At 48.9% G+C, this 15226-nt stretch carries 9 protein-coding genes; 4 read left to right on the top strand and 5 right to left on the bottom strand.

Annotated features, from left to right (window positions below; translation table 11 throughout):
* The first annotated feature begins 5 nt into the window (after positions 1-5).
* From B5Z18_RS14195 to B5Z18_RS14180, 4 genes are read left to right on the top strand one after another with little or no spacing between them, the layout of a single operon-like run.
* Entirely contained in the window at positions 6-2480 is a 2475-nt protein-coding gene (locus B5Z18_RS14195; RefSeq protein ID WP_079470149.1) for a hypothetical protein, read from the top strand.
* 9 nt (positions 2481-2489) lie between these two features.
* Positions 2490-3638 (top strand): hypothetical protein, encoded by a 1149-nt coding sequence (locus B5Z18_RS14190; RefSeq protein ID WP_143313598.1) that lies wholly within the window; start codon positions 2490-2492, stop codon positions 3636-3638.
* Positions 3601-5409, top strand: coding sequence for an FAD-dependent oxidoreductase (locus B5Z18_RS14185; RefSeq protein ID WP_200817278.1), 1809 nt, complete (start codon positions 3601-3603; stop codon positions 5407-5409). Before B5Z18_RS14190 ends, B5Z18_RS14185 begins: the two co-directional genes overlap by 38 nt.
* Positions 5410-5411: 2 nt before the next feature.
* The gene (locus B5Z18_RS14180) at positions 5412-6398 is read left to right on the top strand and encodes an FAD:protein FMN transferase (RefSeq protein ID WP_079470147.1); all 987 of its coding nucleotides are present in this window, start codon (positions 5412-5414) and stop codon (positions 6396-6398) included.
* A 553-nt stretch (positions 6399-6951) separates the two neighbouring features.
* Here B5Z18_RS14180 and B5Z18_RS14175 read toward each other — a convergent pair.
* From B5Z18_RS14175 to B5Z18_RS14155, 5 genes are all read right to left on the bottom strand, one after another.
* A complete protein-coding gene (locus B5Z18_RS14175; protein ID WP_079470968.1) occupies positions 6952-8124 on the bottom strand; it encodes an acyltransferase family protein in 1173 nt (390 codons plus the stop codon).
* 70 nt (positions 8125-8194) lie between these two features.
* Entirely contained in the window at positions 8195-9979 is a 1785-nt protein-coding gene (locus B5Z18_RS14170; protein ID WP_079470967.1) for a RagB/SusD family nutrient uptake outer membrane protein, read from the bottom strand.
* 25 nt (positions 9980-10004) lie between these two features.
* The gene (locus B5Z18_RS14165; RefSeq protein ID WP_235015931.1) at positions 10005-13415 is read right to left on the bottom strand and encodes a TonB-dependent receptor; all 3411 of its coding nucleotides are present in this window, start codon (positions 13413-13415) and stop codon (positions 10005-10007) included.
* 99 nt (positions 13416-13514) lie between these two features.
* Positions 13515-14492, bottom strand: a complete 978-nt coding sequence (locus B5Z18_RS14160; protein WP_079470145.1) for a FecR family protein — start codon at positions 14490-14492, stop codon at positions 13515-13517.
* Positions 14493-14593: 101 nt separating this feature from the next.
* The gene (locus tag B5Z18_RS14155; protein ID WP_079470966.1) at positions 14594-15154 is read right to left on the bottom strand and encodes an RNA polymerase sigma-70 factor; all 561 of its coding nucleotides are present in this window, start codon (positions 15152-15154) and stop codon (positions 14594-14596) included.
* Positions 15155-15226 lie beyond the last annotated feature (72 nt).

The raw sequence follows: 15226 nt of genomic DNA, 5'->3' as shown, positions 1-15226 counted from the left end.
ATCGTATGAAACAAAAGAATAGACTGGCCGCAGTAATAGTTGCCATCGGTATATCGGGAGCTGCGTGTAAAAGTGAAAAAGCCGCAGCCCCGCGATCGTTCAGCGGTATTTATCCGCAGCTGGCCATGTATAACAAGGAAGGAGAATGTGGCACCGGTGCAGTAGTGCCGTGGGCGGGGAAGTTGTGGGTAATTACTTATGGTCCGCACCTGCCTTATGGCTCGTCCGATAAACTGTATGAAATAACGCCGGAACTGAAACAGGTGGTGCGCAGCGAAAGCATTGGCGGCACACCGGCCAACCGGATGATTCATCCGGAAAGTCACCAGTTGTTTATAGGGCCGTATGCCATCGGCGAAAATGGCCAGGTGCGCACCATACCCTACACGGCCATGCCAGGGCGGCATACCGGTAACGCACGGCATCTTACAGATCCTGCCGGTAAAATTTATTATGGTACCATGGAAGAAGGTTTTTACGAAGTAGATGTAAAAACCCTTCAACCTGTTTTATTATATGAAGATGGAAATGTAAAAAGCAAAAAAGGCGCAGACACTACTGCCAATACACCTTCCGCCTTATTGCCGGGAGCGCATGGTAAAGGCTTGTATTCCGGGCAGGGCGTAATGATTTATTCCAACAATGGTGAACCCGGACCCAAAGCGCTGACCCAGTTTGATATTGAAGCGGGGTCGTTATCGGAATGGAACGGGAAAGACTGGAAAGTTGTACGCCGGAACCAGTTCACGGAAATTACCGGTCCGGGTGGCATCTCCGGAAATAAAAATCCGGCCACCGATCCCATATGGGCTACGGGCTGGGATCATAAATCTGTATTACTCGGATTGCGCGACCAGGGCAGATGGTCCTTCTTCCGTTTGCCAAAGGCCAGTCATAGCTACGATGGCGCGCATGGCTGGAACACCGAGTGGCCGCGTATCCGCGACATCGGCGCAGAAAATAAGCCGGATTACCTCATGACGATGCACGGCCTGTTCTGGCATTTCCCCGGACAGTTTTCTACCGGGCATACTGCGGGTATCCGTCCCCGTAGTGCATACCTGAAAGTGATCGGCGACTTCGCCCGCTGGCAGGATCAACTGGTGTTTGGTTGTGACGATGCCGCACAAAAAGAGTTTCTTAACAAGCGGGCCGCCAAAGGAAACATCGAAGGACCAGGGCAATCCAATTCCAATCTATGGTTTACTTCCCTGCAACAACCCGATGAGCTGGGACCCAACACCGCCGAAGGCGCTGTGTGGCTGAACGAAGCAGTAACGCCATCGCAGCCTTCCGAACCTTTTCTCTTTGCCGGATGGCCTCACCGCAGCGTGCGGATCACCCATAACGGCAAACGTCCCGTGGAGTTCACGCTGGAAACAGATAAGGGCGACGGCATCTGGAGCATTGCACAAAAAGTAACCGTGGCACCCGGTAAAACCGGCGACATTATTTTCCCGGAAAACATGCCGGGAGAATGGATCCGTATTACCGCCGCGCAACCGGTAGTGGCAACGGCGCATTTCTTTTATGCTGCCAATGATGCCCGCAAAACAGCACCGGCAGCGATTTTTAACGGATTAAGCAAAGTAACGGACGCCGTTTCCAATGGCGGGTTATTATATGGCCTCGGCGACGACCGCCGCGCACTTGGCATACTCGCACAGTCGTATAAAAACGGGGATGCTACCGTGGAAGGCTATTACGAGCTGGATGCCAACATGGACCTCGTGAAAAAAGATGATCCTAAAACAGCGGACTTTATCCGGCAGAAATTCGCTATCCCACAACAGGCAGTGACCATTGAAGCTGGCTCTGTATTGATAGTAGACGATAAAGGCCGCAGATGGCGTTTGCCACTGGGCAACGAAGCCTTTGCAGGTCTTACCGGCAAAGCGGCTTTGCGCATTTGCCGCGAGGTATCAACAGAAAGGGACCTGTTTAATTGTATGGGCACCTTCTATGAATTACCTGCGGAAAACGCCGACGGCTATGCGAAAATAAGACCGGTAGCGTCGCATCCTTTCCGGATCAACGACTACGCCGCCTATCGCGGTCTGCTGGTAATGACGGGTATTGCCCCCGATACCAAAGCCGGTGAACACATCATTGTATCGGCCGATAAAAAAGCAATGGTGTGGGCAGGCGCGATTGATGATCTATGGCAACTGGGCCGGCCGGTAGGTCGTGGCGGTCCGTGGAAAGATGCTGCAGTGGAAGCAGGCAAACCATCAGATCCTTACCTGGTAGGTTTTTATTCACAGCGTCAGCTGCAGTTGTCACATGATGCTACCGCGCCCGTTGAATTTACCGTAGACATTGATCCCGTAGGCAATGGTGCCTGGATGAATTATAAAACCGTTACCGTTGCCCCGGGAGAAACGCTGAACTGGCAATTCCCCGGTGGTTTCGAGGCACGGTGGATCCGTTTCACTACCAATAAAAACTGCCACGCTACTGCATGGCTGGAATATAAATAAGCGACGAACATGAAATATACAGTGGTCTGTTTACTGATTTGGTGTTGCCAGGTAACAAACGGGATGAATCCCGCTGATACCCTGAAAGACGTGCTGGGTAACCGGTCGTTGTTGCCGGTTGCTGCCACGCATAAAAAATACCGGATCAGCGACACGGCCACTTACGAGCTGCAACTGGCGCTGGATGCTGATAACAGACCACTGTATTATTACCGGAATATTTTTACGCCTGTTTGTTATACGGGAGAATGTAAACCGGTATACATCAACCTTTACTGGGATCTGCTGGGCAATTATATCCGTTATGACCTGCCCGCAAAGGAAGTATTAACGAAACTGGATCACCGGGAATTTAAACGTGATGACTATGAAAAACTGCACGACATACTGGCGCGTCCTAATTCATTGCTCGCGGACCTGGCTATCACCGACCTTATTGTACCGGGAACGGAAAATCTCAGCGATTCGGTAGATGCCCGTACCGGCGCTACGCTTAAAACCATTAAAAATGAAGTGATCTCCGGCGCGGTATATACCTGCTATACGTTGTGGCATATTGCACACGGACCGGTAACAGATGAAATTACCCGCATCACCGATACGTATCTCAATCCCTCACTGCTGCACCGTTTTCTATCTTCCCAAAATCATACTTACCAGTATAAGGCACTTGAAAAAATCATGGATAAAAATGGAAGGATAGCGCCGGGTTTTGAGAAAGATATCCGTACATTGATCAATGGCAAAAACATTTTTATTGCACGCTATACCTTACAACAGGTGTATCCCGGTTTTGTTACCGGCGCTAAAGCACAATCGTGGTTGTGGGATACCTATACTAAAAGCGGCTATCCCCTGCAATTAACAATACTGCGCAAGCTGGCCACTGTGCCGCTGAGTGCTGCAATGGCGAAGCAACTCGCCGTCGCCGGCAGCAGCGCCAACGAAGAACAGTTCCATTTAATACTGGCTGCATTGCAGGCCACTCCTGGTTTGCCGGAGCCGGTAATACAGCAGCTGGCAGATCAGTTAAAAAATACCGATGCCACACGGGCAGCCGCTATCCATGCGTTGCTGTTACAACGGCAGCCGGTGAATCATTCCGTAAAAATTAAGATGCATGAATATGAACAAACGCTTCATCCAACTGAAAAATAGCTGGTTGATCATCCTGTTGTTGTGTGTATGCACACAATGGCTGCAGGCGCAGCAGCGGATATTTGTGGAAACAGAATCCTTCGCAGAAAAAGGTGGCTGGGTAATTGACCAGCAGTCGTTTCCCGTAATGGGCTCCTCTTACCTGATGGCGCACGGCATGGGCCGCCCGGTAAAAGATGCCGTGACTACTGTCAATTTTCCGGAGAAAGGTACTTACCATGTATGGGTGCGTACCAAAGACTGGGCCCCCTTCCCGAAAGGACCGGGAAAATTCCAGGTGGTGATAAATGATGCGCCGGTGAAAACGGTGTTTGGCGAAAGTGGCAACGACAAATGGAAATGGTACGATGGCGGTGAGATCACTGTTCCTGCCGGCGCCGCAAAAATCGCCCTGCGCGACCTCACCGGTTTTAATGGCCGCTGTGATGCGCTGTTATTCACCACCGGCAAGTTCACGCCACCGGATGATGCCGCTGCATTAAGCGCATTACGCCGTAACCTGTTGCATTTAACGGCCACGCCAAAAGCAGCCGGGCCTTTTGACCTCGTAGTAGTGGGCGGTGGCATTGCCGGCACCTGTGCCGCTATCTCCGCTGCCCGCATGGGTTTGAAGGTAGCATTAATCCAGGACAGGCCTGTACTCGGTGGTAACAACAGCTCAGAAATACGGGTACACCTGAGGGGGGATATCGACAAAAATTACTATCCCAAACTGGGCCGTATTGTAAGGGAAATGGATAACGGCGATCCGGGTAATGGCAACCCAGATGCAAATGAATATGGCGATGCCCGTAAAATTGATATCGTTAAAGCAGAAAAAAATCTCACCCTGTTCCTCAATACCTACGTGTTCAAAGTAGAAAAAGAGAACGACCGCATTGTTGCGGTTACCGGTCGTGATATCGCCAACAGCCAGGAAACACGTTTTACCGGCACTTACTTCTCCGATTGTACCGGCGATGGTACGGTAGGATATCTTGCCGGCGCCGCCTTCAGAATGGGCCGTGAAAGCAAGGCAGAAACAGGCGAATCGCTCGCTGCGGAAAAGCCGGATAGCTTTACATTGGGTACCTCCAATTTATGGGCTTCCCTGCCAACAGACAGCGTTACTTCCTTCCCCGCCACGCCATGGGCGCTGCAGTTTTCAGACGAATATCATATCGATGCGTCTAAAGCCGACTGGGAGTGGGAAACCGGCTTTGGTAATTTCAATACCATCACCGAAGCAGAACAGCTCCGCGATCATAACCTGCGCGCCATTTATGGTAACTGGTCGTATCTCAAAAACAGCAAGCCGGAAAAATACGGCAAACAACAACTCGCGTGGGTAGCCTATATCGGTGGTAAACGCGAATCCCGGAGGATCATCGGTGATCATGTGCTTACACAGATGGATATCCAGGAAGGCAAAATGTATCCCGATGGCACCGTCACCGCCACCTGGACCATCGACCTGCATTTCCCGGATCCTGTCAACAAAAAATATTTTGAAGGACAGGAGTTTTTTGCCGGCACCAAACATATCAGGGTAGCGCCGTATACCATTCCGTACCGTTGCCTGTATTCTAAAAATATCAGCAACCTGTTTATGGCAGGACGGAATATCAGTACCACGCACGTAGCCTTTGGCAGCACCCGTGTAATGCGCACCTGTGGCATGATGGGAGAAGTAGTAGGCCTTGCCGCCTATGTAGCCAACAAATACCACAGCAGCCCGAGAAGTGTATACACCGATCACCTCACCGAATTTATGGACCTGATTAAAAATTAAAGATGTACGCCGTTTATATCCTGCTGCTGCTTCATACCGCCGTTGCTCCTTCGCTGATACACCTGGAAGGCAGCGCGCAGGGCACCACCTGGCATATTCAATATGCCGATGCGCAGCAGCGGGATTTTACGCCGCAAATCACCAAAACCCTGCAGGATATCGACCAGTGCTTATCCATTTACCGGAAAGACTCCGAGATCTCTTTATTCAACCGCGCCTCCTCCCTTGAATTCCAGCTGCCCTATTTTTACCCGGTATTAAAAAAAGCTGCCGAGATATACGCCGCCACCGGTGGCGCTTTCGACCCCACCGTAATGCCCCTCACCGCCGCTTACCGGCAGGGGAAAAGAACACATACCCCGTGGTGGGAAAAGGCCGATTCCCTGTTGCAATACGTAGGCTTTTCGTATATCCGTTTTGATGAAACAGGCGTGCGCAAATTAAAGGAAGGTGTGAGCCTGGACTTCGATGGTATTGCGCAGGGCTATAGTGTGGATGTTTTAGCCGCTTTACTGGACCGTAACGGCATCAGCAACTACATGGTAGAGATAGGAGGAGAAGTGCGCTGTAAAGGGCTTAAAAACGGCGTGTCATGGACTGTTGGCATCGATAACCCATTGCATCCTGATCAGCAGCTGGCTACTGTACGGATGCACAACCGGTCCGCTACCACAGCAGGCAATTACCGCGATCATTATGAGCAGAACGGCACCATATCCGGGCATATCATTCATCCTAAAACGGGGTACTCCACACCGGATTCGCTGTTAAGCGTTACTGTGTTTTCCGAAGATGCCATCACCGCAGATGGATATGACACGGCTTTTATGGTGATGGGCGTGGAGGGCACGAAACACTTCCTGGAGCAGCGGAAAGGTATGGATGTGTACCTGGTGTACCTGGATGCGAAGGGCGGGGTAAGGGTGTGGATGACGGAGGGGTTGAGGGGGATGGTAGAGCGAGGTGAGCCGGTTGCAGAGGGGAGATAGTGCATTGATAGTGCATTGATAGTGCATCAGGAGTGCATTGGGAGTCCATGCTAACAGTATTGATTGTGCATGGTATACGCAAGTCCGGGGCACCGGCGAAGCATCCGCGAGGTAAGAGGGTATAAGTCCCCATGTGTCCGTTAATCTTTATCTCCCGGTATATCCATAGATAACTTCAGATGCTCTACAAATGCGTTCCTCTTACAACAAGTTAAATGTTGATTATTAACAAAATCACAGACATCATTAACGTGATGAATTTACTATTTGATAGTACTGATTTTATAATAATCGTGTATAGATTTCTTTATAGAATATCTGGAAAACGATTAATCATGAAAAGAAAAAAAAATTACGAAGAAGAACTTTCACAATAAGGAATTCCCGAATGATGAACTGTTTATCAGGCTGGAACTGCATTCAAACAATACCATATCCGCACTCAGCTGGTTTTTGCTGGCGGAAAAAGGGAAAGCCTATAATATCAGCACAAATAAGGAATTACGAAGGAAAGAGAAGAAAAATGTGCATAAAACCATTGCAAAAATATAGGTTACAAATACTTTTTAACCACCCCATTTTTCCGCACCAAATACACCACGCTCCAACTCAGCGCTGCCGTTACCACAAACGTGATCAGGAACTTCACGAACGCGTGTAATGGCGCATTCAACAAACTGTACTGGCACCAGACAATGAAAATATAATGCACCAGGTAAATACCATAGGCATTAGCGGAAAGTGATTCCCACCACGGGTTTGTTTTATTGAGGATACTTTTAAACAGGGTTAAAAAAGCAATACAGCTCATTGTACAGGATAATATCCATACCAACCTGTAGATAAGGGTGGCCTGTAATTCGCTCAGCTGGTGGTTGCCGATCATCCGGATGATGGGGGCTTCACTGAGTTTCAGCCCGGCGTATATTACCAGACAACTGATTACCCACAGCGGCCATTTTTTTACAAAGGCAGATCCATCTGTAAATATGCCGTTGGCCAGCCCTGGCACGCCGATCACTGCTCCCAGCAGGAAATAGCCGGCATACAGGAACACCCTGCTGATCTGGAAATCGAAAGGACCGATGCCCGTCCATGCATACGGGGATACAAATTGGATAACAGGAATATAGAGTAATAAAGTATAGATGTACCAGGAAAGAAATAATTTTCCCGGACGTTGCTTTTGCATCGCCAGCCAGTTACCTGCTTTGTTCACCCCGTTTTTTACCAACGGGTAGCACAAGGCAAAAACTAGGTTAAACACAAACAATACCCAGATGAACCAGGGCGGTCCTACCGGCCACGCTTCTACCGTAAAAAAATCTATTACATAAGCCTTTATATTGTGTTGCCCTGTAGCCAAAAGAAAGGAAGGGTAGTAGGCGATAAGCATCAGCAGGGTAACGCCGATCATAAAAGGAATAAACAACCGGTAAAACCTGTCCCGGATAAATTTCCCCATGCTTTTGCTACGCAAACTGTTCACCACAAAAATGCCGCTGATCAGGAACATCAGCGACATAAAAAAGATGTCATTAAAATCTTCAAAGATATCCAGCCCCTTCCACCTCGCAGTATCTACCACGGGGTTGGTAGAAAGGATATAGGCGCTTTTATTAAAAGATGCAAACGTGGTGTATGCCAGCGATGAATGATGGGCTACAACTAAAAGAGTAATAAACGAACGCAGATTATCCACCCAACTATTCCTGACTGGTACCATATGTTTACCGGGTTTAGCAGGAACAAGATAAAACAAAAAGTTGCAGGACATGCCTGCAACTTTTTACTACTTAGTATCCCGGGTTCTGTACAATCTTCGGGTTACGGTCTATCACGTCCTGTGGTACCGGGTTCAGGTACATTTTGGCGGTAAACACATGCGGATGATTCAGTGGTACAATTTCGTATTTCCATACTCCCGCATTATCGTTTGGAGAAGTGTTGGTAATCTTCATGGCGTGTTTATCCACATTCATCACGGTACTCACTGTTTTCCAGCGGATGATATCATAAAAGCGTTTGTTCTCAAAGCAGAGTTCCACGCGTCTTTCGTGATAAATAGCGGCCCGCATATCCGCCTGGGATAATCCTGGTGCGAGGTTGGGTAAACCGGCCCTTTTGCGGATCTGGTTAATGGCGTTATATACAGTACCATCCGGTCCTGCGGCTTCATTTTGCGCTTCTGCATATCCCAGCAGTACTTCTGCGTAGCGGTAATAAATAAAGTTGGCGCCGCTTACTGCGCCACCGCCGGGGCGTACCAGTGGGTTGAGCCGCTTCTTAAAATAATAACCGGTGTTGCTTACGTCATCGGTACCAAAGTCAATCTGGTTTTTGGACGGATGTACTTTATCGATGCGGGTGTATATGACATCGGCTTTGTCCATCCAGGTCATTTTATAGGGGGCGCCGTCATATACAATCCAGTCGTAGAAGCGTCGCTCGCGGCCTACATAAGGATGCTGCGGATCATAGCCGGAAGTGGGATCGGTGATAGGCTTGCCATTGGCCATATTGAACTGGTCTACCAGTTCCTGCGTGGGGTTGTAGTTGCCCCAGGTATAATAAGCGCCGTTAATCCACACGGGACCACCGTATTGCTCAAAGGAAGATCCCATGGTGTTGGCTACTACCTGCCGGTCCCACACTACTTCTGAATGGTATTCATTGGCTTCGTACCAGATGGCGGAAGGATCGGGAAACAGTTCATACGCTTTGCCGTTGCCATAAAGATCAATGAATTGTTTGAAGGTGGCAGCGGCCTTTGCCCAGCGTTGTGCGTCGTAGTTATTGTAACCGGCTATCTTGTGCGGATCATTGCCTGCGGCTGGTTGTGGAGCGTTGAATGCAGGACTCGCGGCATATAGTTCCACCCATCCTTTTAAGGCCAGCGCGGCGCCGAGGGTAGCACGACCTGCATCTGCATCGCCTTTGTTGTATTTAGCAGGCAGGTAACCGTCTTTTGCGATGGAATCGAGTTGCGTGGTGATGAAGTCCACTGTCTCTGCAAAGGTGTTCCTGGGCGTATAGATGGCAGCGCTGTCCATTGTGCGCCTGTCTGCGGGAACGGTGATAATGGGCAATCCACCGATGTGCATCCACAATTCGCTGTAGAAAAAGGCGCGGATAAACCGGGCTTCATCGAGCCGTTTGTTCAGCCACTCCGGCGAAAAGTTAGCCGCGTTTTTACGCACTTCTGTAATGAAGGTGTTGCATTTGCGGATATTGGTAAAGATAGTGGTCCAGTTGGTCAGATCGCCGGAACCGGTGATGCCTCCCCAAATGGTGTAGTCATTGGAAGACGGTTCCACAATGCCTTGTTTCCAGTTGTAGGAGGTGTAATAAAAACCAGCGTCGTTGTCGTCGGTGAAGTTATCCAGGTTTTCCGGCTGGTTCCAGTAGTTGGGCAATGCGCTGTAGATATCGTTGAGGAAAAGATCAGCATTCCCTTCTGTACCCCACTGGGTTTCATCGGTGAGTTTCGACTTGTCGGTATTTTCCAGGAATTCCTTTTTGCACGACAGGATACTGAGTAGCAGTATGACGGCGGACAACAAATGTATGAAGCGGATCATAATATTTTGATTTAACAGGATGAATCTAAAAAGTGACATTGAGCCCAAACACAAATACCTTCTGGTTAGGATAAGCTGTTTCCAGGTCGGTGTAGCCTACTTCCGGGTCCATGAATTTCATTTTGCTGAAGGTGAGCAGGTTTTGCCCGGAGAAATAAGCACGAACGCTCTGCATCTTCATAGCTTTGGAAATATTGGCTGGAAGCGTGTATCCCAGCACGGCAGTTTTTAAACGGAGATAACCTGTTTTCATCATCCAGAAATCAGAGTTCTGTGTGTTATTGGCGTAAGGCGACTGGTTCGCACGCGGGTACTTTGCATTGGGGGTGTTGGGTGTCCAGTGGTTGTCATAGTATTCATAGGCAGAATTACTATTGTTGTTGTTAAAGGGCACTGTCTGAAAACCGCGGATGTTCAGGCTGGCCAATGCAGAACCCTGGAAAAACAGGCTGAGGTCAAATCCTTTCCAGGAGGCGCTGGGGGTGAAGCCGTAAGTGATGAAAGGATATACCGGGTTGCCGATCACCGTTTCATCGTAGGAGTCTATTCTACCATCGGGTTTACCATCAGGGCCGCCTATATCAGCATAGCGGATGTCGCCGGGATGCAGCACGCCAAACTGGGTAACGTTATATCCATCTTCGGTGTTGATGATGCCATCTTTGTTTTTATCATCTTCCAGGGAAAACAATCCCAGCGCGTGATAGCCGAACTGTGTGCCGGTGGGCCGGCCTGTTCTGCTCCGGTTGGGATTATTGCGTGTGGCGGAAGTTTCAAACACCTGGATCATTTTATTTTTAGCATAGCTGAAATTGCCGTTCAGGTTAACCTGCAGGCCATTGGAGAAACGGTGGCTGGTACCGGCGGAAATATCGATACCACGGTTTTCCATAATGCCCTGGTTTTCATCGGAGAGGTTCAGGCCATATTCTACGGGCACCGTTACAGCCGGGGGCAGTAACATACCTGTTCTTCTTTCATGAAAATAATCTACTTCCAGGGTGAGCAAACCTTTCCATAAAGTAGCGTCTATACCGATATCTGTTTTAGTAGATATTTCCCAGGTGATGTTGGGATTGGCTTCCCGGGTGATGTTGGAACCCTGTACCATATTACCGTTGCCATAAGCATAGGCGTTGCCATATAAATTATAGCCATTCAGATACTGGAATGCCGCACCGGCCAGGTTACCCGATTTTCCCCAGGAACCCCTTAGTTTAAGATAGGTCAGCGGGGAGGGATGGTCTTTCATAAAGTTTTCTTCAGAGATGATCCATCCTGCGGAGAAGGCGGGGAAATAACCCCAGCGTTTGCCGGGAGCAAAGTAATAATGACCATCGTACCGGCCGGCGGCTTCAAAAAGATATTTATGATCGTAGATGTACCCTAAGCGGTATACAAATCCAAGCTGGCTACCGGTAATCGTGGAGCCGTTATTATCAAAATCATTTTTGTTGGAGCTGCCCATACCCAGCTCGTCGATGTTTACCGCAAAATTATTGCGCCGCGCAGAAAAGCCGGTGGAGTCGTTCTTACGGGCTTCCGCTACCAGCAGCCCGGTGAAGTCGTGTTTACCAAAGGTGTTATGATAGTTCAGGAATCCCTGGTAGGTGAAGTATTGGTTTTTTGAGTACTCCTGGTTCAGCCAGGTGTATGGAGCAGCACTTCCTTCCGATGTGGAGATCTGTTTCGTATAGCTGTAAGGGTTAGTGGACGTGTTTTGTGAATAAAAATAAAACGGTGTATGCCATCCTTTAACGGTGAAGTCGTTAGGATCATAACTAAAGGTTCCTTTAATACTCAACCCTTTAATGAAAGGCAGTTGTTGCTCCACGGCAAGGGTAGTGAGCAGGGAAGTAGCTTTGCGGTGGGAATAACCTGCTTTCAGGATCCCTACCGGCGTGTTGCCTGCAAACTCGCCCCAGAGGCCATTACTGTAGTACATGTTGGTAATGGGGATCAGTTTGTATGCGCTGCGGAACAGCTGTCCCGGTGTGGTGGCGGCATCCACGCTGTTGGTGTTTTCGATGGCGCCAATGAGCGACAGCGATACCGTAGTAGTAGAGGTGGCGCTCACTTCCATGTTCACGTTATAGTCGTAACGCTTGTAATTTATTGGGTCAAACATCCCGTCCTGTTTGAGGAAACCTAGACCGGCATAATACCTGATTACTTTGGTGCCGCCGCTGAGCTGCAGGTTATAATTTTGAATAGGTGCGCGCATGCGTACCAGGTCTTTGGTATTGCTGATGGGATATTTGTCGGGATCTTTAGCGTTCAGGTCTGCATAGGTATTAATAAGCTCTTCGGAGAAAGGCTGCTGTGCGCCACCTGGATTTTCATTCATATAGGCTTCATTGCGCAGGCGCATATAGTCCTGGGCGTTCAGCATCTTTGGGTAATAGGTGGGCGTTTGCCAGCCATAGTAGGCGTTGAGCGACAGCGAAGGCATACCTGTTTGTCCGCGTTTGGTGGTAATGAGTATTACGCCGTTGGCGCCGCCCAATCCATAGGGGGCTACTGCGGCGGCATCTTTCAACACGGTAACGGAGGCGATGGAGCTGGGTGCAATTTCATTGATGTTATTACGGATGATTCCATCCACTACTATCAGTGGTGAGTTGTTGCCGGTGGTGGCAATACCCCTGATGTGGATATCGGGATTATCCCTGCCAGGCTGACCGCCATTGGGACGCATGCTGATACCGGAAACATTTCCTGCCAGCGAATTGGAGATGTTGGTCACCGGCGATTTCGCCAGTTCCTTTCCCTGCACTGCTGCTACAGCTGCGGTAGAGGAAGTTTTCTTCTGTGTGCCGTAACCAACCACCACTACTTCATTTAAGCCGCTGGCGCTTTCTTTGAGGATAATGTTGATGGGATCGGCGGTGCTTACCACTTCAGTTTGTTCATAACCTACATAACTGAATACCAGCGTAACGCCGGCAGCGGCCTGCAGTTCAAAACGACCGTGTTCATTGGTCATGGTGCCAATATTGGTGCCTTTTACTTTTACGGATACGCCAATGAGCGGATCGCCATGTTCATTTTTTACGATGCCGCTTATTTTGGCGGCGCTTATATTGCCGGAGGCAATTACAATAGCGTTGTCGTTTAGTACAGTGTAACGCAGTGTGGTGCCGGTAAAGGTTTTCGTGAGCAGTTGTTCTACCGTGGCATTTTCTGCATGAATGGATACCGGCGGTTCTTCCGGTAAAATATCGTCGTTGTAGATGAGCCGGCAGCGGCTTTTTTGTTGAATAGCTTTCAGCACTGTTTTAATGCTGACTTTCTCCAGGGAGATGCTGATCTTTTCCTGGGTGACGGAGGTGGCGTATAAGGGTGTAATACCGGTTAACAGCAAAGCCAGGATGAGTATGCCCGGCAGCCCGCCATGCAGACTTTTATTAAAAGTCCATAGGAACATTATTTTCATAACATGGAATGTAAGAGGGTGAAGGAAAGTAAAGTACAGTGAGTGCTTTGTAATGTTTTTATGTCATAGCATTTATTTTTGAAGATGATGAATGTGATATCAGTTACTGATGTGGACCTCTTTCCCGTTGACCCGGAAATTAAAATGGCGCGATAGCTGCAGCATTTTCAACGCCTCTTCTATTGATTCTGTATCGATGATGCCGGAAAACCGGAGTTGTTGCAGGTTGGCAGATTCAAAATAAAAAGTAACGCCGTACCACTGGTGCATTTTCACCGCCAGCCCGGCAAAGGTTTCGTTGTCAAATGCCAGCTTGTTATTGAGCCAGGATATTTCCCGGAGTTGTCCGCTGCTGTCTTTTTCCAGGTGTTTTTGCTGGAAGACAGGCGCCAGGCGGGTTGCCTGAACCATTAGTTTTTCTTCGGGTTGCAGCACCACGGTTTTTTCGCCGAACGATACCGCAATTTTTCCACGCACCAGCGTAGTAGAAATGGCGCTGTCGCCCGTATAGGCTTTCACATTAAACGCGGTGCCGAGTACGCGGATGTTTACTTTTCCCGCATGAATAATAAAAGGAGTGCCTTCACTTTTTGTAATATCAAAAAATGCTTCACCGGTGAGCGTAATTTCGCGGTGTTGTTTGCCAAAGCCGTTTTTTTCGTAACTGAGTTGTGTGTTGCTGTTAAGCCATACCGTGGAGCCATCGGGGAGTACTACCCTTGATTTTCCACCGGGAGCGGAGCTGAGTTGTTGCACTGCCGGAATTGTAGAACGCCACAGCACCCATGCTGCCGTTAATACCGCTGCTGCTGCCGCTACTGCTGCCAGTCTGCGTACAACACTGCGGCGCGGGGATGGCTGCAGTTGCGGACTCACGGCTTCCCATATACGTTCTTTACTGTCATGAGCAGGAGGTACTTCCTGCATAGGCGCCTGCCAGATAGCCGCGGCAAGTTCCCGCGAAGCGGCTGCCTCCGGATCATCTTTCAGCAATGTTTCCAGTTCAGACAGTTCTTCGGGTGAAATATCACCGCTGAACTGTTTACCGAGTAATATCCATATACGGTCGTTGCTCATAGTACGATTGAAAATGGTTGAATGAACGCGCGCTTCGGGGTATAAGACAACCGGAAGGAGAGAATACCCCCAAAGAGGGAAGAATTTTTTTTGAGAAGGGGTTACTGATCGCCAGGCAGCGGCGTAGTGAGGAATGCTCTCATTTTAGTGAGTTTTTTCAGCGCGATGCCCACCTGGTTTTCTACTGTTTTTATGGAGATGTTAAGCAGTACGGCTACCTCCCTGTATTTAAGCTCATCTTCTTTCACCAGTTTAAAGATCAGCCGGCACTGCGGTGGCAGCTCGCTGATAGCCATATTAATATGCCGCATCATTTCATTGCTGATGAGTTGTGCTTCAGGGTTTATTTCATATTCCGGTAAACTGGCTTCATCGAGATGTAACGTTTTTTTAGAAGTATATTTACGGAGATAGTTCAGCGCAATGTTGCGGGTGGCTGCATAGAGATACCATTTCAGGTTGCTTACCTGGTGCAGGCTTTCCTTTTTTCTCCAAACGGCAATAAACACATCTGCTACTATTTCTTCCGCCATTTCCCTGGAATGAACAATGGCCAGGGCTAACTGGAGTAATGGCGCGCAGAAGCAATCGTATAATTCTTTAAATGCCTGTGTATCACCGCTGTATATTCTGCTTTGCAATTCGGGGATATCGTCGCGCATAAAAGTAAAAATACCCAAATTATACAAATTTGCAAACGCACAAATATTAAGTGTCTGAATGACAGATTACTT

Source organism: Chitinophaga ginsengisegetis (assembly GCF_900168065.1).
In the GTDB taxonomy this organism is placed as follows: Bacteria; Bacteroidota; Bacteroidia; order Chitinophagales; family Chitinophagaceae; genus Chitinophaga; species Chitinophaga ginsengisegetis.
Note: the sequence above shows the minus strand (reverse complement) of the source record. Positions and strands in the feature narration are given on the sequence as shown.